Below are 23,413 nucleotides of genomic sequence, written 5' to 3' on the forward strand. Positions count from 1 at the left end.
TCAGCCCTCAACGCCAAGCTTGATGATGAGATTCCCCTTGGAGTCGGCGGTCATCCGGTCCTGGGGACGCACGATGGAGGTGGTGTCCTTCTGGATGATGATGGCCGGCCCCTGAAAGTCCTGATCCACCGGTAAGGCGTCGCGCAGGTAGAGCGGAGTCGACAGCGTCTCCAGCGATCCATTGACGCGGAACACGCAGTCCTTGTGGCGGATCAATGCGTCATCCAGGGACTGCCGCGGCTTCAACACAGGGGCGTGCAGTTTCGGCATGGTGCCGATCCCGGTGACACGCACGTTGACGATCTCGATGGGGTCCTCGGCGTGCACGTGCCCGTACTCGGTGAGATGCTTGTCCGCGAACTCCGCGAACATGGACGCCAGCGCGGCCTCGTCCATGGCGCCGCCGGGCACGGTGACCCGCAGCTCGTAGCCCTGGCCCACGTAGCGCAGGTCGGCACTTCGCTCGAAGCGGTACTCGTCCGGCGACAGCCCGTCCGCCGCGAACTGGCGGCCGATCTCGCTCTCCATGCTGGCGAAGGACTGGTGCAGCGCAGGGAGATCCATGCGCCGGGTACTGACAAAGGCGGTGCGTACCGCGTCGTACTTGAGATCCGTGGTGGTGAGGCCCATGGCGGACGTGATGCCGGGCGCCGGGGGAATGATGACCTCCGGAATGCCCAGCTCGGCGGCGACATCCACGGCCTGGAGCGGCCCGCCACCACCGAACGCCACCAGGCTGAACGACCGCGGGTCCAGCCCCTTCTGAACGGTCCGGGAGCGGATCAGGTTGGCCATGTTCGCGTTGACGATCTTCATGACGCCATCCGCGGTGGCCTCGGGCGTCATCCCGAGCTCTGCCGCCAGTGCGCTGACCACCCGCACGGACGCCTCCGCGTCGAGGGCCATCTCGCCGCCGAGGAAGTTCTCGCCGTCCAGGCGCCCGAGCACCACGTTGGCATCGGTGACCGTGGGCTGGTCACCGCCGTGCCCGTACGCGGCCGGGCCAGGACGGGCTCCGGCGCTGCGCGGGCCGACACAGAACGCACCACCGGCATCCAGGTAGGCGATGGAGCCCCCGCCGGCGCCAATGGTATGAATGTCGATCATGGGTACCAGCAGCGGGAACCCGGCGATGGCGGTATCCCGGGCGGTGGCCTCCTCGAAGACGCCCCCACGCACGATGCCGATGTCCGCCGACGTGCCGCCGACATCGAAGGTAATGACGTGATCCCGATCCGACAGTGCCCCGGCCCACCCCCCGCCGAGCACACCCGCTGCCGGGCCTGACAGCAGCGTGAGCACCGGCCGGGCGGCCACCATGTCAGCGGTGGCTACGCCACCGTTGGAGCACATGATGTGCAGATCGGCGGAAAGCCCGTGGGCCGCCAGGTCGGATTCCAGCCGCGCCACGTAGGTCCTGACCTTCGGGCCGATGAAGGCGTTCATCGCGGTGGTGGTAAAGCGCTCGAACTCCCGGAACTGCGGTGAAACCGAGGACGATGTCGTCACGAAGCAGTCCGGGTGCTCCTCGAGCACGAGCTCCCGGGCCCGCAGCTCCTGCTCGGGATTCAGGTACGAGAACAGGAAACAGATGGCGATGGAGTTGATGCCGCGCTCCTTGAGCTCCCGCGCAGCGCGGCGGACACCCTCCTCGTCCAGAGCTTCCATGATCTCGCCCGAGGGCGGCGCGACCCGCCCGGCAACGGTCTTGCGATAACGGCGCTTGACCAGTGGCCGGTCCTGCCACGGGACCTCCTGCATGATGGAGTAGTGCTGCGGGCGTTGATGGCGACCGATCTGGATGATGTCCCGGTAACCCTCGTTGGTGATCATGCCCGCTTCCACGCCGTCGTGCTCGAGGATGGCATTGGTGGCGATGGTGGTGCCGTGGAGCACATGATCGATGCTCCCGGGATCCACTTCGGCCCGCTTGCACAGTTCCACAACGCCGTTCAGGACACCCTCCGACGGATCATGCGGCGTGGTGGCCACCTTGTGGATGGTGCTCTCGGCAACCTGGGTATCAACGTAGACAAGGTCGGTGAACGTGCCCCCGACATCCACTCCAATCAGTTTCATGTCGCTCTATCTCCAGATGGTTCGGCCAGCAGTTGACGCCAGCGCCCTCAGGTGGCGGACTTACCCAGGTAGGCCTCCATCACCCGGGGATCCCGGGCGAGCTCGGCCGACGGCCCTTCGGCGAAGATGCTGCCGTTCTCCATGACGTAGGTGCGCGACGAGACCTGCATAGCAAGCCGCGCCATCTGCTCCACCAGCAGGATGGATAACCCCTCGTCGTTGAGCTGGCTGATCACCGGGAACAGGGTGTCGATGACCCGCGGGGCCAGGCCCAGGGACATCTCGTCGATCATCAGCAGCGTCGGCCGGGACAACAGCCCCCGTGCCAGGGCGAGCATCTGCTGCTCGCCGCCGGACAGGCTTCCCGCCACCTGGGTACGGCGCTCGTGGAGTCGCGGAAACAGGTGGTAGACCTTCTCGAAGTCTTCGGCGACACCCGCCTTGTCGTTCTTCTTGATGCGGGTGTAGGCGCCCAGGTAGAGATTGTCCTCCACCGTCTGGTCGGCAAAGATCATGCGCCCCTCGGGCACCAGCGCCACACCACGCTCGACCATCTGCTCGGAAGGCAAGCCCTGGGTGGCCTGGCCCGCCACGTTGACGGCCCCCGCAACGGGGCGGATCACACCGGCGATGGCCTTCAGGGTCGAGCTCTTGCCGGCACCGTTACTCCCGATCAGGGACACCAGTTCACCCTGCCCCACGGTCAGCGACACCCCTCTCACCGCCTTCACCTGACCGTAGGCAACCTCCAGATTGCTGACTTCCAGCGCGGGCGTGCCTGCCTGTCCGGCCCCGGGAGACTGCCACTGATTTGCCGCACTCATGTCGGTTCTCCTTCGCCTTGGGAAAGATCGAACGCATCCGGCTCGTCCCTGGACTGACCGAAGTACGCCTCGATCACGGCGGGGTCGTTGCGGACGGTCTCCACGTCGCCTGACGCGATCACCCGTCCGTGATCGAGCACGGTGACCTTGTCGGAGACGTCCATGATGAGATCCACGTGGTGTTCCACGAGGATGATGGTGACGCCGCGGCCGTTGAGATCGCGGATCAGCTCGACAAGGCCACCGATCTCGCTCTGTGTCAGCCCGGCCGCCGGCTCGTCCAGCAGTAACAGGGCCGGATTGGTTGCCAGGGCGCGAGCGATTTCCAGGCGACGCTGATGGCCGAACGCCAGGTTGCTGGCCTTGGTCTCCGCATAGGCACCGATATCCACGTAGTCGAGCAACTGTTGCGCCGTTTCCCGGAAACGCTTCTCGTCCCGGTAGTGACGCGGCAGACGCAGCAACGTCTCGAGGAACGTGGCCGTCGCCTGGTTGTGCAGGCCGACGAGCACGTTCTCCAGCGCAGTCATTTCCCCGAACAGCTCGGTGTTCTGGAAGGTACGGGCGACACCCCGCTTCGAGAGCGTGTGGCTTTTCAGGTTGGTGATTTCCTCGCCAAACAGAATGGCGCGACCGGATGTCGACCGATAGAAGCCGGAGGCCAGGTTCAGCAGTGTCGACTTGCCAGCCCCGTTGGGCCCGATCAGCGCATGGACGGTGCCGCGCTGGATGGTCTCCGAGACCGAATCCACCGCTTTCAGCCCCCCGAACTGGACAGTCATGTCCTCGAGGTTCAGGGACTCGCCGAAGTGGCCCTTGCCAGTACGTGTCAGCAGACCCTCGTCGAGGGCCACCTTGGGCTTGCGGCTGGCGGCAGCCGGATCCTCCTGGCCATTGCGCAGCCAGAGCGCCCCATAGTGCTCCACTGTCCCCACGATGCCGCGCTGCAGGACGAACATCGTGAACAGGAGCAATGCGCCGTAAAGGAAGTTCTGCCAGACATCCAGTCCCTGAATGAACTCCGTGATGTAGTTCAGGATGCCGGCGCCGACGATCGGCCCGAAGATGGTCCCCGGCCCACCAAGCACCACCATGAGCAGGAACTTGATGGACTCACTGAACGAGAACACGTCCGGGCTCACGTAGCGATTGAGATAGGCGTAGAGCGCCCCGGCGACCGTCGCCAGCACCGCTGCGACCACGAAAGCAAACACCCGGATCATTGTGGTATTGATCCCGAGACACTGGGTCGCCACGTCGCTCTGACCCGACGCCAGCATCGCCCGGCCGTAGCGGGACTTGATGATGTTGTGGTGAAACAGAAAAACGACGATGAAGAACCCGGCCACAAGGTAGAAGAACCCGTTGCCGGTAAACTCCAGGCCGAAGAAGTCTGCGGCCGGGATCCCTGTGAGGCCAAGGTTCCCCCCCGTCAGGCCGCGCCATTCCACCAGAACTGCCTGGACGATGAGACCGAAGGCGATGGTCAGCACGGCGAAGTAGACACCGGTGACCCTGACCGTGGGGTAGGCCAGAACCACGCCGAGCAACGCGGCCAGCGCCATGGCAATCATCACGGACGGCACCATGCCCAGGCCGAAGCTGGTCCCCAGAACGGCCACCGTGTAAGCGCCCAACGCGTACACCCCGGCCTGTCCAAGCGAGATCAGACCGGTCATGCCGACCAGCACGTTGAGCCCCATGGCGAGGATCCCGTAAATCAGGAAGGCCATGAACACGCGCAGCATGTACTGGCTGTCGGTGAGCATCGGATAGATCAGGATGATCAGGAACAGCACGGCGCTGAGAACAGGAATGATCCGGGACTGGATATTCATACTTTCGCCACCTCTTTACGGCCGAACAGGCCTTGCGGGAAAAGCAGCAGGACCGCGATGGCGAGGCTGAACGTGACGATCTCGCGCATCGTCGAACTGGAATAGGCGTGGATGAACTGCTCGATCACCCCGACGGCCAGCCCTACCGCCACCACGCCGTAGGCACTGGACAGCCCCGCCATGATGAAGATGACGAACCCCTTCAGCCCCAGCAGTAACCCCATGGTTGCGGAGACGCTGGTAATCGGCCCCACCAGCACGCCGGCCAGACCGCCCAGCAGCCCTGCCAGCCCGAAGGCGAACGCAGTGATGCGCCGTACGTTGATCCCCATCAGGCCCGACGCTTCCCGGTTGAAGGCAACCGCCTTGAGGGCCCGGCCAAGCTGCGTCCGGCGGTAGAACGCCTCCAGTGCGAGTACGAAGACGATGACGAAGGCAATGATGAAGAGTTGCTGCGGATACACGCCCGCACCCAGCACGCGGACGATCGTGTCCACCCCGGGCGAAGCAAGCGGCTGGGAGTAGGAGCCGAACGTCACGGTGACGAAGGTCTCCAGCATGATGCCGATGGCAATCGTGCAGAGAATCCAGCCAATGGAGCCGTGATGCTGGGCAAACGGGCGGACCCCGATGCGTTCCACGATCAACGAGTAGCCGATGCACAGGACAACGGCAACCAGCATCGCCAGCGGCAGCGCGAAACCGAAAGACACCGCGGTTATGGCCAGTACGCCGCCGAGCATCACCGTGTCGCCATGCGCGAAATTGGCAGCGCGGGCGGCGGACCACATGATGTAGAACCCCAGGGCAACCAGGGCGTACACCCCGCCCATGGCCAGACCGCTCAAGAAGTTCTGAACAATGAAAGACATGGACCGAATCTCCCTGTCGGGGAAGCAGCGTCGCCTTCCGCGCACCCGGCCTCTGTTGCCTCACGCGCGGCGACGGCTGATCGAAAAGGGGTGGAGCGTCCGGCAACTGGCCATCCGGCAGACACCGGACGGCCAGTTGCCTCGGCCAGGGATCAGTAATCGGTCTGTTCGATCGGCAGAAGCTCGCCGTTGTGCCAGACGGTCAGCTGATAGGCTTCGGGGAGAATCGCATCGTGACGTTCGTTCTTGACCTCGTGCTTGTCCGGGTCGTAAGCCTCGAACGCCGGATCATAGTTCGTCACCAGACCCTCATGGCTGACCTCGAACATGGCATCGCGAACGGCGTCCCATTCGAAAACGCCCGCCTCCTCGATAGCCTTGGCCACGATGTGAACCGCATCGTAGGCGTTGGCAATACCGCTCCCCATATGGATGTCGCCCTGCTCCCCGATGCCGAACTCCTCCTGCAGACGCTGGAAGAGTTCCTGTGCCTGGGGCTCCAGGTCGCCCATCCAGCTGTAGGTCTGCATCACGAGGACGCCATTGGCGCGCTCACCCGCCAGGTCACCGAGGTTGCCGGCGATGCCCCAGGCACCGAGTACCACGGGATCCCAGTCGATCCGTTCCAGGGAGCGCAGAATCTGATCACCCTCACGATCCAGCCCCCAGATGATCAGGGTGTCGGCGCCCGCGTCCCGCATGCGACTGAGCTGTGACGTCATGTCCGAATCACCCCACTCGAAGTCCCGGGCATCCACCAGCTCTTCGCCATGCTGGGCCAGTGCCGCCTCCACATTGGGCAATGCACCCTCGCCCCAGCCCGTGTTCTCGTAGATCATTGCAACCGCGTTGTTTTCGGAGCGCGCCAGCCCCTCTTCCACGAGGAATTGCGCCACCCAGCGGTCCTTGGCCGAGACGCGGAACATGTAACTGTCGTCCACGTCGTTCTCGATGATGTTGGTGTTCGCGGAGATCACCGCCATGTAGGGGATGCCGATCTGGTGGATGGGATCGACCATGGCAAGCTGCACCGTAGAATGGTAGCCACCGAACACGAAGATACAGTTGTCCCGCTCGGCGATACGACGCAGGTTATCGACACCGCGGGGAGGCGATCCCGCCTCATCGTAAATGTTGTAGGAGAGCTCCTGGCCGAGCACGCCCCCGGCTTCGTTAATATCTTCGATTGCCAGTTGCACGCCCATTCGAATTGCTTCGCCACCGTATGCCTGTGCGCCCGATGTGGCTGCGGAAATTCCGATACAGGGTTCCCGTTCCTGGGCAGCTGCGGTAGCCGAACCGAAAAGAACCGCAAGACCGAAAATAATCCCCACTCCCGACACTGATTTCGTTGCAGACATAACCCATTCCTCCACACATCGATTATTTCGTGATCGGATAGAGAACGACGATGACTTGATTAAACGCACCCCCTTGAACCCCGGCAACAGGATTCCGGGTATGGGTGGTATATGGGAAATTGATGTGGGGGGAGAACCGCACCAACCTGGAGCATTGGCGGATCATCCGGCGCTAAAATGACGCAGACATGGCCCCGGCCACGGGTGAGTCGAGGAACGACGCCTCGTGACGAACTACGTAAGAAACACGGGCTGCCAGAGAGGAACGAGCCGATTGCCGCCGGCCACGAGTGGGGCCTGGCCACAATCTTGCTTATATCCGCCCCGATGCGAACCAACGCAGACATGCGGGGTATTGGCATGGGGTTGAATATTAAACAGCTTCGCTATTTCGTGGCGATCGCCCGCCTCGGAAGCCTGTCAAAGGCCGGTGAGCATCTTGACGTGGCGCAGCCGGCTTTGAGTCAAAGTCTCAGAAGCCTCGAGGAAGAGGTGGGCTTTCCGCTGCTTGACCGCCATTCCAGGGGGGTCACCCTGACCTATGTTGGCTCGCTCCTCCTTGACCATTTCACCGAAATCCTGTCACAGGTCGACAAGACGCCTTCACTGGTTTCGGACTTCACCAATAACCCTTCCGGGAAGGTGATGGTTGGTGTTACCACAACGGCAGCCAGCTCCCTGGTTGCCCCCCTCCTGACCAGTGCCAGCGAGAACCTTCCGCGGATCACGATTCATGTTGTGGAGGCCATGTCCGGGCGTCTTCGGGAAGAACTGGAAAACCAGACACTCGATATTGTCACTCTTTACGATATAAGCACTCTTGAGCCGGAAAATCACGTCATCACATCGGCTTTGAATGAGAATTTATTTCTTGTTTCCAGCCCTGATAAAATCCCTGAAGAAACCAAAACTGTTTCTTTCAGGGATTTGTCCAATTATCCACTTGTTCTTCCGAGCATGAAGCACACGCTTGGTGCGCACCTCGACCAGGTTGCACGCAAACAGAGGTCGCCACTGAAGATACAGTACGAAACGGATTCGTTCGCCGGTATCATCGAGCTGATGCGCAACGGTTTCGCGTCGATACTCCCCTTCGCCAGTGTGTCTTCGCTGGTCGAGTCCGGGCACCTGCGGGCCGTTCCGATCCACTCACCGCCCATTCGCTGGTCGCTGTACGTGGCAGCTCTGCGGAGCTCCATGCGGAACATGTGCGTCCGCGCCATCTACAACCTGCTGGTGGCGCAGATCGAGGAGCAGTACCGCAACAACAGACAACCATCTGCCGTCAACGCCGACGCACAATCCACAGGGAAACGCTGAACCCGCCACAAGAGCGGGCAAACAGGTCGCATGCGCCTGCGCAATCCAGCGCGGTGAGTCATCACGAAGCCTGGAGCGCCGGCAAGTGATGGCTCCAGGGGCGTAGCTGCTCCAGGGCGCTGGCCACCGAAAAGAGGCGGTCTTCCCTGAGCGCCGGGGCAACGAGCTGGAGGCCGACCGGCAGACCGTCGCGGGTGAAGCCGGCAGGCACCGATGCCGCTGGATGGCCGCTGAGATTGAAGGGATACGTGTAGTAGGACCAGGACACGATGCTGCGATGCCGGTGGGTCGGCGGCGTGGGCAGCCCGACGTCAAACGCCTCCACGGGGAGTGTCGGTGTCACCAGCAGATCGTAGTCGTTGAAGAACTTGCGTACCGTCTCACGGAAGTCGTAGCGACGGAACACCGACTGATAGTAGGCACCCATCTCCTGTGCCACCGCGGCGTCCAGCTCAACCACTACCTCCGGGTCAATGGCTTCACGGTCCCGGGACAACGCATCGGCCATGCGCGTGCCAACGCCCGCGTAGAACTCGGCAACCCAGAGGTCCACAGGGTCCTCCGGGAATACCCGCTCCACCAGATCAACGGTATGCCCGAGGTCCTGCAGGGCAGTCACCGCTGACTGGACGATCTCGATCGTCTCGCCGGTCGGCTCCCCGTAACCCAGCGTGGGGCTCCAGGCAATCCGCAGCGGATCCGAAGTCCTTCGACAGGCCTGCTCGTAATCCATGGGCTGCGCCCAGACGGAGCCGGGATCGCGCTCGTCGCCACCGGCGATCACGTTCATCACCGTGGCCGCATCAGTGACCCTGCGGCTCAGAGGCCCCACATGAGCCAGCGTGGGGGTCGCCGATGCGGGATAGACGGGGACGCGGCCAAACTGGCCCTTGATCCCGAACAGCCCGGTCATGGACGCCGGAATCCGAATCGATCCACCACCATCTGTGCCGATGGCAACCGGCGTGATTCCGGCGGCCACCAGAGCCGCCGCACCACAACTTGACCCACCCGGCGTCTTGTCCAGGTTCCACGGGTTGCGGGTAATCCCTGTCAGGGGGCTGTCACCGACCGCCTTGCAACCGAACTCACTGGTGGTGGTCTTGCCAAGAATGATGCCGCCCGCCGCCCGGATTCTCTCGACGACGGGCGCGTCCTGCTCGATATGCTTGCCGCGCATCACCCTGGAGCCGAACTGGGTCGGTCCGCCGGCGACAGTGATCAGGTCCTTGATCGCGATCGGAATACCGGTCAGCGGACCGAGTTCATCACCGCGCCGCAGCCGCCCCTCGATGTTGCGGGCCTGGAGGCGCACTTCCCGCCGGTCCAGGTAGGCGAAACAATTGAGCTGCGGCTCGAACCGGTCAACCAGGTCCAGCGTCGCGTCCACCAGCTCCAGCGGGCTCAGCCGTCGCTCCATGATGGCGGCACGAAGCTGCTGAAGGCTCGCAAACCGCAGCGAATCACCCAAATCCCGTGCCTGCCCCATGGCGTTCATCCTGTGTTATTCACCAACCATATTCAGCCACTCATCGTTCGTGGAATGAGCCGGTATCAAAGCAGCGCAAAAGCACGCACCGGTGACCCGGAACCACCCTTGAACTTGATCGGAACACCGAAGAAATCGAACTCGCCCTGACCGACGAGCTGATCCAGATTGATGAGCCATTCATAGTGGGAAACGCCCAGATCCCGGCAAGCACGATGCTGGGCAAAAAGATTGTCCGTCGGCTTATCTGTGCTCGGCCCTTCCACGCCGTGAAGTTTCGAACCGCGTTCTGCAAGCCAGTGAGTGGCGTCAACCGTCAGCCCCGGATTCTTCCAGCAGACATCCTGATTCGGGTAATGGCGCTCGTGCAGCCCGGTGCAGAGCAGAACAATATGCCCATCGACCTTGACTCCCGCCGCTTTCTCCGCCTTCTCCATCTCCGCCGCGTCGATGTCACCGAGGTCGGGGATATGGCGCATGTCAAGGCATACCGCCGACCCCATGAACATCTCCAGTGGCATCTCGTCAATGGCGGCACCGTCGGGGTTTACGTGCAGAAAGGCGTCGACGTGGGTGCCTACGTGATCCAGCATGCCGATGAAGTTGGTCTGGAACGTCATCCTGTCCTCGGGAACCCCGAGCCCCATGGACTTCGTGGAATCGTGATCGAGGTGCTTGATGTGAAAAGGGCTCTGAAAGAGCTTGTGGGAGGGCATATTGTCCTCAACCGTCAAGGACAAATCGATTACTTTTTTACCCATCATTGCCTCCACCAGGTTTTGACTCAAGAATTCGCACGATCAATAGATCGATTCCGACCTGACGATCACTGCGAATCCACCGGATTTGAGAAACTATCCGTCGTAAACGGGTGGTGGGCAATGAGACAAAGCGTATGGGTGGTATAGGCGCAGATTATATTCGGCCAGCATGGTGATCCGCGTCGCGCGGTCGAACGCAGCCGCATCAACAACATAGCACGTCCCGGTAGAAGCGCCGCCTCGGCATGGCGTTGCTATTGCGGCACACCGGGAATCGCCACCCGCCGCCGGCAGGCCACGCCATCGGGCCCGAAGAGATGGCAGTGTTCGCCGCGAAGCCCGAGCGCCACGTCGTCATGTTCACGGACCTGGGAAAGCCCGTCCAGCCGCTGGGTCATTGTCCCGTCAACGCCCTCGGCCTGCATATGGCCCAGGGTCTCGTAGCCCAGCTTCTCCGTGACCATCATGCGTGCACGCAGGGCCACCTCCGCCTGATCACCGGCAACGAAATCCTCGGCGCGGATCCCCAGCGTGGCGGAGTCGCCCCGGGTCAGGCCGGAGCCATCGGCGGGGACATTCAGGGTGTCACCGCCGGGCAACCGAACGACCGTGGTCTGTGACCCGGGGTCCAGCACCTCGACGGTGATGGTGTTGATCCGCGGTGAGCCAATGAACTGCGCCACTTCCAGGTATTCCGGAAAGTGGTAAAGCTCCAGAGGACTGCCAACCTGGGCAATACGCCCGCCGCTGAGAAGCACGATGCGGTCCGCCAGTGTCATGGCCTCCACCTGATCGTGGGTCACGTAGATCATGGTGGCGCCCAGGCGCTTGTGCAGCTCGGCGAGTTGCACGCGCATCTCCACCCGCAGGGCAGCATCGAGGTTGGACAACGGCTCGTCGAAAAGGAATATCGCCGGCTCCTTCACCAGCGTGCGGCCAATGGCCACCCGCTGGCGCTGACCGCCAGAGAGGTCCTTCGGCCTGCGATCCAGCAGTTCGGTGAGATGCAGGATTTCGGCGGCGCGCTGCACCCGTTCGCGGATCTCCGCCTTTTTCCGCCGCGCGAGCTTGAGCCCGAACGCCATGTTCTCGGCCACGGTCATGTGCGGATACAGGGCGTAGGACTGGAATACCATGCCGATATCGCGCTCCTGGGGCGGATCATCATTGATGCGCCCGCCATCCAGGTACATGTCGCCGGTGGTGATGTCCTCAAGCCCCGCAATCATGCGCAGCAACGTCGACTTGCCGCAGCCCGATGGCCCGATGAAGACCACGAACTCGCCGTCCTGGATGTCGAGGTTGATATCCCTGGAGATCTGCACATCGCCGTAGTCCTTGCCGATGCCATCCAGCTTCAGATGACCCATTGCGTCTCCTCCTTCGAATCACCCGGGCACCGGGCAATGGCGATACCCCAGGGGGGCAGGACGACACGCCCCTCTTCCCAGCGGCCGTTCACCAGCGCGGGCGCCCCGGGGAGTCGCTCCGCCGCTTTCGGCGCGGGTAGTTCGCGCTGCTCATCGCTGAAGTTCAGTGCCACCAGAATGCGCTGTCCTGGATGGCTCTGGCTATGCCAGCGCTCGAGACACAGGACGTCATCACGCACCGGATGGTAGTGGACGTCACCCTTGACCAGCTCGGGCTGCTGGCGGCGGAACGCGAGGAACGCCCGATAGGCATTGAGCAGGGAATCGGGGTCCCGCTCCTGGCGACTGACGGCCCGCTCCAGGTGCTTTGCCGGCACCGGCAACCACGGCGGGGCATCGGAAAAGGCGCCGTGATCGTGATCCGCGTGCCAAGGGTGCGGCGTCCGGCAGCCGTCGCGGCCCTTGTAGGCCGGCCAGAAGGTGATCCCCGCCGGGTCCACCAGCTGATCAAAGCCCAGCTCCGCTTCAGTCAGGCCCAGCTCCTCGCCCTGATAGATGCATACGCTACCGCGCTGTGTCAGCAGGAATGCCATGTACAGGCGCAGTCTCTCCTCATTGCCCGCGGCGTTCCAGCGCGTCGCGAGCCGGGTGACATCGTGGTTGCCCAGCGCCCAGCATGGCCAGCCGTCGTTGATCCTGGCCTCCATGGTCCGGAGCACGCTGCACAGGTAGTGCGGATCGTTGCGCTCGTTCATGAAATCGAAGGAGTAACACATGTGCAACCGTTTGCCGCCCCGGGTGTACTCGGCCATGACGTCGAGGGAGCGGTCATCGCCCACTTCGCCGACGCTGGTCGTTCCCGGGTACTCGTCGAACAACGCCCGCAGCCGCTCCAGGAAGTGCAGATTCTCCGGCTGTGTCTTGTCGTGGAGGTGCTGCTGGAAGCCGTAGGGGTTGTCAGGCCGCACGCCGATGGCACCGTTGCGGACCTGCTCCGCCGGCGGGTTATCCCGCAGCTCGCCGTGGGTACAGAAGTTGATGGCGTCGAGCCGGAAGCCGTCCACACCGCGCTCAAGCCAGAACCGCACCTGCCCGAGAATCGCCTCGACCACCTCCGGGTTGCGGAAGTTGAGGTCCGGCTGCTCGATCAGGAAATTGTGCAGGTAATACTGGCAGCGGCGGGTGTCCCACTGCCAGGAGGAGCCGCCAAACACGGACTGCCAGTTGGTGGGCGGCGAGCCATCCGGTTTCGCGTCAGCCCAGACGTACCAGTCGGCCTTCGGGTTGGTGCGATCCTGCCGGCTTTCCTGGAACCAGGGATGCTGATCGGAGGTGTGGGAAAGCACCTGATCGATGGTCACCTTCAGACCCCGTGCATGGGCCTCCTCCACCAGCCGGTCGAAATCGTCCAGGGTGCCGAACATGGGGTCCACGTCGCAGTAGTCGGCCACGTCGTAGCCGAAATCCTTCATGGGCGAGGTGAAGAAGGGCGACAGCCAGATTGCCTCCACGTTCAGGGACGCGATGTAGTCCAGCCGGTCGATCACGCCCCGGAGATCACCGATGCCGTCGCCGTTGGCGTCCATGAAGCTGCGCGGGTAGATCTGGTAGATCACCGCGCCGCGCCACCAGTCGAGGCCCTGGTGGGCGTGGGGGGCGACCGCCACGGGGTTTGCTTGCGTCATAGCCGTAGTCCTTGTTGCTGAAAGCGGATCATCTGGAGCCTATGGTCCGCCCTTCCCCGGCCCGGGGAATCCTCCGGCGTCGAGGCGTGGAGGCGTAGCCGGGGGGATGAGAGACGCGGCCGCCCCGGGAGGGGGTCAGGGGGTAACACCCTCGACGCGACTAAGCAGATCGCCGGCGAAGGCGATGGCCTCTTCCCGGCAACTGATGTTCTGCTTCTGGTACAAGCTGCGGATGTGGGTCTTGATGGTGGTAGGCGCCACGGTAAGCTGCTCGGCAATCTGCTCGTTGGACAGCCCGGCGTAGATGAGCCCCAGGATCTGCCACTCCCGCCGGGTCAGCGGAGAGGTGCGGATCAGCTCGGGAACGTCCGGGCGGGCAACGATGTCGGCGATGATGTCCTCATCCAGCATCAGGCGCATGGCATGGCCGAACTCGTGCTGCCGGCCCGCCATCTCCAGCAACCGCTCGGCGCGGGCGCGGGTGAGGTCATCCGCATCCCATTCGGCGAGCACCCCGGCGAGCAGATCCCGCAACGATTGCCCCAGCCGCAGGAAGCTCCCCATAACCGTGGTGCGCCCCGCCTGGACCAGGGCCTGTGCGGTGTGACCCAGGGCCGTCTCGGTCTCTTCCCGGGCCCAGGCGAGTGCCGCCAGGGCGATCCGGTTGCGATTGGCGTCCGTCACAAGCCCGAGGCGGGCCGCCTCGCCCTCCAGCGCATTCAGCAGCGATTCGGCCTGCGCGTACTCGCCCAGCAACGTCAGCGCCCGCGCCCGGTTGCGCACGTTGCACTGGGCGAAGTGGTTGGTGGCCCGCTCCGGCTCGGCCGGTGGCGCTTCCTGCAGCCAGCGGGCAACGGCCTCCATATCGTTGGTGGATTCCCACCAGGTGAGCAGTGTGGCATGGGCGTTCGTCAACCAGTCGATGTGATAATCGCCTTCCGCCAGCCCCTTGCGGATGCGACGAATATGGTCCGCGCACTGGGTTTCATCACCACGGGCCTGGGCGACATTGGCCAGACAGGTATGACACTGAAGTGCCCATCGCTCGCCCTGGGCATCAAGCACTGCGATGCCCTGCAGGGCCGCGTGCTCGGCTTCGTCCAGGCGGTACCACTCCCACAGGAGCTGGCTGCGGATGCGGTACAGAAACTCGGCCATGGGGACGTGGTCCAGGCCGGTGGTTTCCATGTGGGCGAATGCGCGCTCCTGCACGTCGAAGGCGGCCTGCAGCCGCCCCTGCGCCACCAGCACCTCCGACTGCTGGCACAGGGTGTGGAGCTTGAGCTGGTCGTGGCCGATGCGCTCGGCCTCCCGCTCCACCTCGCGCACCCGCGCCAGCGACTCCTCCAGATGCCCCATGACGAACTGTGCCTCGCCCAGAATGGCCGCCGCGCGCATGGGGGTGGCCCACAGGTAGCGGGCCGGCAAGGTCAGCGCCTTCTCCGCGAGGGGCGCGGCGCGCGCGGCATCCCCCTGATTGATGGCGAGCTGGGCGCTCAGGGTGGCGAACTCTGCGGCGAACTCGGACCACTCGGGCTTATGCTGCTCCGCTTCGATCCAGTTGATGCAGCGTTCCGTTCGCGCAAACTCCTGCTGCGCATGGGTCACCCAGCCGAGGACCAGGGTCAACCGGGGTGACTCGCTGATGCGCGGCTCACCGAGCGCCTCGAGCGCGCGTTCGAGTAACGCGAAGTGGCCCTCGGCGATGAGCTCGGGGCCGCGCTGTTCGATCATGCCCGCCAATGCGTGCGGGTCATCGGCCTGTATCGCCTGCGCCAGCGCCATGGCGGTATCCCCCAGCGCCAGCCACGCCTCGCTGGCGCGGCGGTGCAGCTGCCGCTGGCTATCCAGGCTCAGCTCGTGGCGCCGGTGGTGGAGGTACTGGGAAAACAGGGTGTGGAAACGACACCACTGGCCGTGGGGATCGAGTCGGGTAATGAACAGTCCGGCCTGCTCGAGACGGTCCAGCCGCTGGGTGACACGATCCCCTTCCAGCAGCCGCGCGACCAGCTCCGGGGAGAAACGCTCCAGGACGCCCAGCTGCAGCAGGAGATGGCGGTCGTCGTCACCCAGGTTCCGCCTCAGCAGCTCGTCAAACCAGGCGACGAAGTCCGGGTGGGCGCCCCCGAGACGATCCACCAGCGTGTCGAAACCGGCGCGTGTCGTCGTGCGCTCCACGAGCCAGTTCAGTGCCATCACCCAGCCCTCTGTCCGGCGCAGCGCCCGATCCAGACTGACGCGGGTGGGCGGAAAACTGAGCTGCTCGGCGCAGAGGGTCTGGGCCTCCTCCAGGTCGAAGGCCAGGGCGTCCATGCCGATTTCCTCCAGCTCGCCCCGCAGCCGCAGGGCGGGCATACCCAGCTCGGGCAAAGTCCGCGAGATCACGGTCAGGGTCAGCCACGGCGGCTGGTGCCGAAGCCAGTAGCGCAGCCCTTCAATAATGACCGGGTCGTGCAGATGCTCGAACTCGTCGATCACGAGCCGGCAACTGGCGGCTTCGTCAGGCAGACAGGCCAGCCACTCCTCCACGGCGTCGTCGAACCCGAGGCCGAGATCAAGCGCTCCGGGCTCACGTCCCAGATGGTCACGAAACAGGCGCTCCAGGGTGGCCTGAAAGTAACAGGCGAAGCGTTCCGGGCGGTCGTCGCGTGCGTCCAGCCGCAGCCACACGGCGGGCTGCTCCAGGGCGGTCAGCCGCTCGGCCAGCAGCGTGGTCTTGCCGTAGCCGGACGGGGCCTGCACCACCTGCAACCGGACCCGCTCATCCAGCACGAAATGTGCGTTCAGCCGCTCCCGCGCCACCACGGACGGCGGCAGCGGAGGCGGCGTGAGCTTCTCCTCGATGATTCGCATGGCGCATCAGCCTGCTGTGTTCTTATACGGGGCAGTATGCCGGTTTACGGCCATTCGCGGGAAACCGCGGTATCAGACCATCTCGCCAAACCACGCCTGCCACGGCGGCAGGTGGATCATCGTGCCATCGCACTCACCGACGAAACCGTGCCCGTCCAGCGCCTGGACGCGACCGCAAGGCGGAAGGGGCAACCGGACCGCGGCATCGGAGAGATTGATCGCGGCCAGAAGGTCCTGGTCGTCAGTGAAACGCCGGATCAGCAGCACGTCGTCCGGTGCCTCCAGAAAGCGAATCTCTCCGATTCGCAGGGCGGGCTGGGCACGACGCCAGTGCAGGAACCGCCGGTAGTGCGTCAGCACGGAGTCATCAACGCCGCACTGGGTGTCGGCGGCGCAGGCGCGATGCTGCTCCGGCACGGGCAGCCAGGGGGGCACGTCCGAGAACCCGGCGTGGCGGGCTTCCGCCCGCCACGGCATCGGCGTGCGACAGCCATCGCGACCCTTGAAACGCGGCCAGAAGCGAATGCCGTAGGGGTCCTGTAATTCCTCAAAGCGCAGCTCCGCCTCCTCCAGCCCCAGCTCCTCGCCCTGGTAGATGCACGCGCTGCCGCGCATGGACAAGAGCGTGGCCATGTAGGCACGAAGCCTGGCATCGGTGGGCTGCCCGCCGCTCCAGCGCGTGGCCACGCGGGGCACGTCGTGGTTGCCGGTGGACCAGCAGGGCCAGCCATCACCGATACGTGCCTCGAACTCCTCCATGACCCGCTGCAGGTAAGCCGCGGTGCTGGCTTCCCCCAGCATCTCGAACGTGTAGGCCATGTGCAGCCGGTCGCCGCCGCCGGTGTAGTCGGCCATCACCTGCACGGCATCGTCGGCGCCGATCTCGCCGACGGACGCGCGGGCGCCGTAGTGGTCCAGCAACGCGCGGAAGCGGCGCAGAAAGGCCAGGTTCTCGGGCTGTGTCTTGTCGTAGTGGTGCTGCTGGAATACGTAAGGGTTATCCGGCGGCGCGGTCGTGCTGGAGGCCGGGTCCGGGTGCGGCGGGTTGCTGCGCAGTTGTGCATCGTGGAAATAGAAATTCACCACGTCCAGCCGAAACCCGTCCACACCCCGCTTCAACCAGAACGCCACGTCGTCCAGTACGGCGTCCTGCACCCGCGGGTTGTGGAAGTTGAGGTCCGGCTGGCTGGCCAGGAAGTTGTGCAGGTAGTACTGGCGACGACGCGGCTCCCACTGCCAGGCGCTGCCGCCGAAGATGGACAGCCAGTTGTTCGGCGGTGTGCCGTCTGCATTCGGGTCCGCCCATACGTACCAGTCCGCCTTCGGATTGGTGCGGTCCTGCCGGCTCTCCTGGAACCAGGGGTGCTGATCCGAGCTGTGGGAGAGCACCTGGTCGATCATCACCTTCAGGCCCAGTTCGTGGGCTCTGGCCACCAGCGCATCGAAGTCCTGCAACGTTCCGAAAAGCGGATCCACATCCCGGTAATCCGAGATATCGTAGCCGAAGTCCTTCATGGGCGAGCGGAAGAAAGGCGACAGCCAGATGGCGTCAACGCCCAGATCCGCCACGTAGTCGAGCTTCGTGGTAATGCCCGGCAGATCGCCAATGCCATCACCGTTGCTGTCGGCAAAACTGCGCGGGTAGATCTGATAGATGACGGCTCCCCGCCACCAGTCATCACGGCCGGTTCGCATTCACCGCCCCCGCTGCAATTCCTCACCCACACGCACGATACGCATGGTGTTGGTGCTGCCGGGAATGCCGGTGAAATCCCCCTTGGTGACGATCACGGTGTCGCCGTCGTGTACGGCCCCGCTGGCGCGCATGGTCTCCAGTGCATCGGCGATCACGTGATTCGGGTCGGTGTGCATGATGTCGAAGGCCACGGGATAGACGTCCCGATAGAGGGTGACCCGCCGCCGGGTCCGTTCGTGGCGGGTGAGCGCGTAGATGGGGATGCCGGAGCTGATGCGCGACATCCACAGGGTGGTGGCGCCGGATTCGGTGAGCGCGATGATGGCGTCCGCGTGCAGGTGGTTGGCGGTGTACATGGTGGCCATGGCGATGGCCTCGTCGATGCGCTCGAAGTCCGAGTCCATGCGATGGGTGGAGCGCTGGGTGGTCACCTGCGCCTCGGCGCCCACGCACACGCGGGCCATGGCCTCGACGGTGCGCACCGGGTACTTGCCGGCGGCGGTCTCGGCGGAGAGCATCACCGCGTCGGTGCCGTCCATGACGGCGTTGGCCACATCCAGCACCTCGGCCCGGGTGGGCATGGGGTGCTCGATCATGGACTCCATCATCTGCGTGGCCGTGATCACGGAGCGGTTCAGCCGCAGGGCAGTGGCGATGATGTGCTTCTGCACGCCCGGCAGCTCGGCGTCGCCGATCTCCACGGCCAGATCGCCGCGGGCGACCATCACGGCATCCGACGCCAGGGTGATCTCGTCGATGGCGTCCACCGCTTCGGCGCGCTCGATCTTGGCGACGATGCCGGCGTCGGAGCCGGCCTCCTTCAGCAGCGAACGCGCCAGCTCGATATCCGCCGCGGAGCGGGGAAAGGAGACGGCGATGTAGTCCACGCCCAGCTCCGCCGCGGACCGCAGATCGTCCCGATCCTTGTCGGTGAGTGCGTCGGCGGAGAGGCCGCCGCCCTGGCGGTTGATGCCCTTGTTATTGGACAGCTCGCCGCCCAGCTCCACACGGCAGTGCACGCGGGAGCCGGCCACCTCTTCGACGCGCATGGTGATGAGCCCGTCGTTCAGCAGCAGGAGGTCGCCAGGCCCCACGTCGTTGGGCAGGTTCTTGTACGCCACGCCCACCTGGTGGTGGTCGCCGGCGTCCGGGGCCAGCTCGGCATCCAGGCAGAAGGCGTCGCCCTCCTCCAGGGTCACCGCACCGTCACGGAAGCGATCCACGCGGATCTTGGGCCCCTGCAGGTCGGCCAGTACGCCCACGTCCCGCCCCACCCGCTCGGCGGCCTCGCGCAGCGCGCGGACCCGCCCCTGGTGGTCGGCGGCGGCGCCGTGGGAGTAGTTCAGGCGAACCACATCGACGCCGGCGTGGATGATCTTCTCCAGCGCGCCGGGCGCATCGGTGGCCGGCCCCAGGGTGGCGACAATCTTGGTACGGCGCGGCATGGGTATCTCCTCCGTTTTCCTTGTGATCGCTCCGCCGCCCTCAGCCGGCGGCGTCCAGCAAGGCCCGCGTGGTGTCGAGCATGCGGTTGGAGAACCCCCACTCATTGTCGTACCAGGCGCAGACTTTCACCAACCGGCCTTCCGAGACCCGCGTCATGAACGGATCATAGGTGGAGGATACCGGATCGTGGTTGAAATCCATGGACACCAGCGGCTCATCGTTCACCGCGAGAATGCCCTTGAGCGACCCTTCGGCGGCCTGACGCAGCACACTGTTCACCCCTTCCACCGTGGTCTCGCGCGACGCGGTGAACGTGAGATCCACCAGCGAGACGTTGATGGTGGGCACGCGCACGGCAAAACCGTCCAGCCGGCCGTCCAGCTCCGGCAGCACCAGCCCCACCGCCGCCGCGGCACCGGTCTTGGTGGGAATCATGGACTGGGTGGCCGAGCGCGCCCGGCGCAGATCCGAGTGGTAGACGTCCGAGAGCACCTGGTCGTTGGTGTAGGAGTGGATGGTGGTCATCAACCCGTGCTCGACACCGATGCCCTCGTGCAGCGGCTTCACCACCGGTGCCAGGCAGTTGGTGGTGCAGGAGGCGTTGGAGATCACCTGGTGATCGGCGGTGAGCGTGCTGTCGTTGACGCCGTAGACCACCGTGGCGTCCACGTCGCTGCCGCCCGGCGCCGAGATCACCACCTTGCGCGCACCTGCTTCCAGGTGGGCCGCAGCCTTGGCCTTGCTGGTGAACAGCCCCGTGCACTCCATCACCGCGTCGATACCCAGCTCCCGCCAGGGGAGGTTCGCCGGGTCGCGCTCGGCCACGACTCGGATGCGGTCGCCGTTGACGACCATGTCGTCGCCGTCCACCTGCACATCGGCATTGAACCGGCCGTGCACGGTGTCGTGGCGGGTGAGGTGGGCATTGGTCGCGGCATCGCCCAGGTCGTTGATGGCGACGATTTCCATCTCGTTGGTGCGGCCGCTCTCGTACAGCGCCCGCAGCACGTTGCGGCCGATGCGCCCGTATCCGTTGATGGCAATGCGATAGGTCATGATGGTCTCTCCTCGACTCTGTCTCAGATGTGCGCCGATGCGGCTGCGGCAGCCGCCAGCGCCTTGATCCCTTCCCAGTCCCCGGCCGCGACACTGTCCGCCGGCGCCAGCCAGGAGCCGCCCACGCAGGCGACGTTGGGTAGCGCCAGGTAGTCGGTGAACGACACCTGGGTCACGCCGCCCGTGGGGCAGAACGTGAGATCCGGAAGCGGTCCGGCGAGCGCCTTGAGCATCGGCACGCCGCCGGCCTGTTCGGCGGGGAAAAGCTTGAGCGCGCGAAACCCGTACTCCCGCGCCTGCATCGCTTCGCCGGGCGTCATCACCCCCGGCAGAAAGGGCAAACCGCTATCCCGGGCGGCTTCGACCAGGGCCGGCGTCAGGCCGGGACTCACGGCAAAGGCCGCGCCGGCATCCGCCGCCCGACGCATATCTTCCGGCTGGAGAATCGTGCCGACACCGACGATGGCATCCGGCACCTCGCGAATCATGGCGGCGACGGCGTCCATGGCACACGGCGTGCGCAGCGTGATCTCCAGCACCGGCAGGCCGCCATCCACCAGCGCCCGGGCAAGCGGCGCTGCGTGCACCGGATCGTCGATACGAAGCACCGGAATCACCGGGGCGGCCGTCATGATGCTCTGCATGTCCATCGTCCCGCGCTCCCGTGCTGCCCGGGCCGGCTCTCCATCAAGGGCCATCACTGCACCTCCTCTTCCGCCGTGGGCGCACGCAGGGCACCGGCGAGCATGATGCTCATGGCGCCGGACTCGGCGTTCGAAGTCGTCGCACGGAAGGTATCGAACAGGTCCCGGCCAAGACCGGTGTGCTCGGGTGCCAGATCCGGCGTGACAACGTCACGGCGCGCCCATTCATCGGCATCCACCAGTGCGTCGACCACCCCGGAGCGGCTGTCGAGGCGGATCATGTCACCATCACGCACTTTGCCCAGCGGTCCCCCGCCGAGGCATTCCGGCGACATGTGGATGGCTGCGGGCACTTTGCCGGAGGCCCCGGACATACGCCCGTCGGTGACCAGCGCCACCTGGTGCCCCCGGTCCTGCAGCACACCCAGAGTGGGCGTGAGCTTGTGCAGCTCCGGCATGCCGCAGGCACGCGGGCCCTGGAACGGCAGCACGGCGACCATGTCACCGGTCAGCTCGTCCGCCTTGAAGGCGGCAATCAGCGCATCCTGGCTGGAGAACACCCGCGCCGGCGCTTCCACCACCCGGTGGGCGTCCTTGACCGCAGAGGTCTTGATCACGCCACGCCCCAGGTTGCCGGACACCAGCCGCAGTCCGCTCTCCGCATCAAAGGGGTTGGCCACGGGGCGCAGCACCGCCGGATCACCCGAGACCGCAGGCGTTTCGCGCCAGACCACCTGGCCGTTATCGAGGAACGGCTCACGGGTGTAATGCCGCAACCCCGGCCCCATGACCGTGCTCACGTCCTCGTGCAGCAGACCGGCGTCCAGCAGCTCACGGATCATGAACCCGGTGCCGCCGGCGGCGTGCAGGTGGTTCACGTCCGCCTCGCCGTTGGGGTAGACGCGGGCCATGAGTGGCACGGCCCGCGACAGGGCGTCGAAGTCGTCCCAGTCCACCATGATGCCGGCGGCACGGGCCGTGGCCACCAGGTGCATGGTGTGATTGGTGGAGCCGCCACTGGCCAGCAGGCCGACGATGCCGTTGATCACGGCTTTCTCGTCCACCACGCGGCCGATGGGCGTGTAGTCGCCACCCAGGCGCGTCAGGCCCGCCGCCCGGCGCGCCGCCTCGGCGGTGAGCGCAAAGCGCAGGGGTGTATCGGGGTTCACGAACGCAGAGCCCGGCAGGTGCAGGCCCATGAACTCCAGCACCAGCTGGTTGCTGTTGGCGGTGCCATAGAAGGTGCAGGTGCCGGGGCTGTGGTAGGACTGGCTCTCCGCCTCCAGCAGCGCGTCGCGGCCGATCTTCCCCTGGGCGAACTCCTGGCGGATGCGCGCCTTCTCCTGGTTCGGCAACCCGGACGGCATGGGGCCACCGGGCACGAAGATGGTCGGCAGATGGCCGAAACTCAGGGCACCGATCAGCAGCCCCGGCACGATCTTGTCGCACACGCCCAGACACAGGGTGGCGTCGAACATGTTGTGGGACAGCGCCACGGCCGTGGACATGGCGATCACGTCGCGGCTGAACAGCGACAGCTGCATGCCCGGCTGCCCCTGGGTAACGCCGTCGCACATGGCCGGCACGCCGCTGGCGAACTGCGCCGTGGCACCCACCTCGCGCGCCGCCTGTTTGATGACGCCGGGAAAGGCGCCCAGGGGCTGGTGGGCGGAGAGCATGTCGTTGTAGGCGGAGACGATGGCCAGGTTGGGCCAGTGCATCTGCTTGAGCGCGTCCTTGTCCGACTCCGGTGAGGCCGCAAAGCCGTGGGCCAGGTTGGTGCACGAGAGGGTGCCGCGCTGGGGCTGATCATCCGCGGCGCGGGTGACCGCGTCCAGGTACGCCCGGCGCGTGTCACGGCTGCGCTCCGTAACGCGCTCGGTCACCCGGACCAGGGTCTCGTTGAGCTGGGGCATGCCTCCCGTCCTCCTCCTGCGTACACGGCCTTGAAGGCGGCCGACTGATTATGTAGCTTTACTACATGCTAGAACGGGATGTCACCGAACGCAAGCACATCAAACCCGGAGGCGCTGACCTGGACGACCCGCCCCCACCCGGAAAGGCGCAGGAATGGCGCTCGACCGTGGATAAGCGCACCCCGGTCTTGTAGTCTTGCTAC

The 23,413-nt window shown here is 65.0% G+C and carries 16 protein-coding genes; 1 reads left to right on the forward strand and 15 read right to left on the reverse strand.

The genetic code is table 11. The features are described 5' to 3' along the window. From BMZ02_RS04955 to BMZ02_RS04975, 5 genes are all read right to left on the reverse strand, one after another. A complete protein-coding gene (locus BMZ02_RS04955; RefSeq protein ID WP_091640510.1) occupies positions 1–2,079 on the reverse strand; it encodes a hydantoinase/oxoprolinase family protein in 2,079 nt (692 codons plus the stop codon). Positions 2,080–2,126: 47 nt separating this feature from the next. After that, positions 2,127–2,903 (reverse strand): ABC transporter ATP-binding protein, encoded by a 777-nt coding sequence (locus tag BMZ02_RS04960; RefSeq protein WP_091640513.1) that lies wholly within the window; start codon positions 2,901–2,903, stop codon positions 2,127–2,129. Next, on the reverse strand, positions 2,900–4,741 hold the full coding sequence (locus BMZ02_RS04965) for a branched-chain amino acid ABC transporter ATP-binding protein/permease (RefSeq protein WP_091640515.1): 1,842 nt from the start codon (positions 4,739–4,741) through the stop codon (positions 2,900–2,902). Before BMZ02_RS04965 ends, BMZ02_RS04960 begins: the two co-directional genes overlap by 4 nt. Further along, positions 4,738–5,613, reverse strand: a complete 876-nt coding sequence (locus BMZ02_RS04970) for a branched-chain amino acid ABC transporter permease (protein ID WP_091640519.1) — start codon at positions 5,611–5,613, stop codon at positions 4,738–4,740. Before BMZ02_RS04970 ends, BMZ02_RS04965 begins: the two co-directional genes overlap by 4 nt. Before the next feature lie 152 nt (positions 5,614–5,765). After that, positions 5,766–6,974 (reverse strand): ABC transporter substrate-binding protein, encoded by a 1,209-nt coding sequence (locus tag BMZ02_RS04975; protein ID WP_091640522.1) that lies wholly within the window; start codon positions 6,972–6,974, stop codon positions 5,766–5,768. Positions 6,975–7,334: 360 nt separating this feature from the next. Here BMZ02_RS04975 and BMZ02_RS04980 point away from each other — a divergent pair, with 360 nt between their 5' ends. Beyond that, on the forward strand, positions 7,335–8,294 hold the full coding sequence (locus BMZ02_RS04980; protein ID WP_171909816.1) for a LysR family transcriptional regulator: 960 nt from the start codon (positions 7,335–7,337) through the stop codon (positions 8,292–8,294). 61 nt (positions 8,295–8,355) lie between these two features. Here the strand turns inward: BMZ02_RS04980 and BMZ02_RS04985 are convergent, their stop codons facing one another. From BMZ02_RS04985 to edd, 10 genes are all read right to left on the reverse strand, one after another. Further along, positions 8,356–9,783 (reverse strand): amidase, encoded by a 1,428-nt coding sequence (locus tag BMZ02_RS04985; protein WP_091640526.1) that lies wholly within the window; start codon positions 9,781–9,783, stop codon positions 8,356–8,358. 65 nt (positions 9,784–9,848) lie between these two features. Then, on the reverse strand, positions 9,849–10,547 hold the full coding sequence (locus tag BMZ02_RS04990) for a cyclase family protein (RefSeq protein ID WP_216110702.1): 699 nt from the start codon (positions 10,545–10,547) through the stop codon (positions 9,849–9,851). 251 nt (positions 10,548–10,798) lie between these two features. Continuing rightward, positions 10,799–11,914: a sn-glycerol-3-phosphate ABC transporter ATP-binding protein UgpC gene (gene ugpC, locus BMZ02_RS04995; protein WP_091640530.1), complete on the reverse strand. Its 1,116-nt coding sequence runs from the start codon at positions 11,912–11,914 to the stop codon at positions 10,799–10,801. After that, complete coding sequence (locus tag BMZ02_RS05000) at positions 11,902–13,599, reverse strand: alpha-amylase family glycosyl hydrolase (protein ID WP_091640532.1); 1,698 nt, start codon at positions 13,597–13,599, stop codon at positions 11,902–11,904. The genes ugpC and BMZ02_RS05000 overlap by 13 nt, the downstream gene beginning before the upstream one ends. Before the next feature lie 135 nt (positions 13,600–13,734). After that, entirely contained in the window at positions 13,735–16,452 is a 2,718-nt protein-coding gene (gene malT / locus BMZ02_RS05005; protein WP_091640533.1) for an HTH-type transcriptional regulator MalT, read from the reverse strand. A gap of 72 nt (positions 16,453–16,524) precedes the next feature. Then, on the reverse strand, positions 16,525–18,147 hold the full coding sequence (locus tag BMZ02_RS05010) for an alpha-amylase family glycosyl hydrolase (RefSeq protein WP_091640535.1): 1,623 nt from the start codon (positions 18,145–18,147) through the stop codon (positions 16,525–16,527). Further along, the gene (pyk, locus tag BMZ02_RS05015; protein ID WP_091640536.1) at positions 18,148–19,593 is read right to left on the reverse strand and encodes a pyruvate kinase; all 1,446 of its coding nucleotides are present in this window, start codon (positions 19,591–19,593) and stop codon (positions 18,148–18,150) included. A gap of 40 nt (positions 19,594–19,633) precedes the next feature. After that, positions 19,634–20,650 carry a type I glyceraldehyde-3-phosphate dehydrogenase gene (gene gap, locus BMZ02_RS05020; RefSeq protein WP_091640538.1) on the reverse strand — a complete coding sequence of 339 codons (1,017 nt, stop codon included), beginning with the start codon at positions 20,648–20,650 and terminating at the stop codon, positions 19,634–19,636. A 23-nt stretch (positions 20,651–20,673) separates the two neighbouring features. Next, positions 20,674–21,348, reverse strand: coding sequence for a bifunctional 4-hydroxy-2-oxoglutarate aldolase/2-dehydro-3-deoxy-phosphogluconate aldolase (gene eda / locus BMZ02_RS05025; protein WP_281244306.1), 675 nt, complete (start codon positions 21,346–21,348; stop codon positions 20,674–20,676). After that, positions 21,348–23,210 (reverse strand): phosphogluconate dehydratase, encoded by a 1,863-nt coding sequence (edd, locus tag BMZ02_RS05030; protein ID WP_091640541.1) that lies wholly within the window; start codon positions 23,208–23,210, stop codon positions 21,348–21,350. The genes eda and edd overlap by 1 nt, the downstream gene beginning before the upstream one ends. Positions 23,211–23,413: the final 203 nt, after the last annotated feature.

Source organism: Aquisalimonas asiatica (genome assembly GCF_900110585.1).
In the GTDB taxonomy this organism is placed as follows: domain Bacteria; phylum Pseudomonadota; class Gammaproteobacteria; order Nitrococcales; family Aquisalimonadaceae; genus Aquisalimonas; species Aquisalimonas asiatica.

What these genes read in the sequence shown, in the direction of transcription:
- BMZ02_RS04955 (WP_091640510.1), bottom strand. Translation starts at nt 2,079, where the DNA reads ATGAAACTGATTGGAGTGGATGTCGGGGGCACGTTCACCGACCTTGTC.
- BMZ02_RS04960 (WP_091640513.1), bottom strand. Translation starts at nt 2,903, where the DNA reads ATGAGTGCGGCAAATCAGTGGCAGTCTCCCGGGGCCGGACAGGCAGGC.
- BMZ02_RS04965 (WP_091640515.1), bottom strand. Translation starts at nt 4,741, where the DNA reads ATGAATATCCAGTCCCGGATCATTCCTGTTCTCAGCGCCGTGCTGTTC.
- BMZ02_RS04970 (WP_091640519.1), bottom strand. Translation starts at nt 5,613, where the DNA reads ATGTCTTTCATTGTTCAGAACTTCTTGAGCGGTCTGGCCATGGGCGGG.
- BMZ02_RS04975 (WP_091640522.1), bottom strand. Translation starts at nt 6,974, where the DNA reads ATGTCTGCAACGAAATCAGTGTCGGGAGTGGGGATTATTTTCGGTCTT.
- BMZ02_RS04980 (WP_171909816.1), top strand. Translation starts at nt 7,335, where the DNA reads ATGGGGTTGAATATTAAACAGCTTCGCTATTTCGTGGCGATCGCCCGC.
- BMZ02_RS04985 (WP_091640526.1), bottom strand. Translation starts at nt 9,783, where the DNA reads ATGGGGCAGGCACGGGATTTGGGTGATTCGCTGCGGTTTGCGAGCCTT.
- BMZ02_RS04990 (WP_216110702.1), bottom strand. Translation starts at nt 10,547, where the DNA reads ATGATGGGTAAAAAAGTAATCGATTTGTCCTTGACGGTTGAGGACAAT.
- ugpC (WP_091640530.1), bottom strand. Translation starts at nt 11,914, where the DNA reads ATGGGTCATCTGAAGCTGGATGGCATCGGCAAGGACTACGGCGATGTG.
- BMZ02_RS05000 (WP_091640532.1), bottom strand. Translation starts at nt 13,599, where the DNA reads ATGACGCAAGCAAACCCCGTGGCGGTCGCCCCCCACGCCCACCAGGGC.
- malT (WP_091640533.1), bottom strand. Translation starts at nt 16,452, where the DNA reads ATGCGAATCATCGAGGAGAAGCTCACGCCGCCTCCGCTGCCGCCGTCC.
- BMZ02_RS05010 (WP_091640535.1), bottom strand. Translation starts at nt 18,147, where the DNA reads ATGCGAACCGGCCGTGATGACTGGTGGCGGGGAGCCGTCATCTATCAG.
- pyk (WP_091640536.1), bottom strand. Translation starts at nt 19,593, where the DNA reads ATGCCGCGCCGTACCAAGATTGTCGCCACCCTGGGGCCGGCCACCGAT.
- gap (WP_091640538.1), bottom strand. Translation starts at nt 20,650, where the DNA reads ATGACCTATCGCATTGCCATCAACGGATACGGGCGCATCGGCCGCAAC.
- eda (WP_281244306.1), bottom strand. Translation starts at nt 21,348, where the DNA reads ATGGCCCTTGATGGAGAGCCGGCCCGGGCAGCACGGGAGCGCGGGACG.
- edd (WP_091640541.1), bottom strand. Translation starts at nt 23,210, where the DNA reads ATGCCCCAGCTCAACGAGACCCTGGTCCGGGTGACCGAGCGCGTTACG.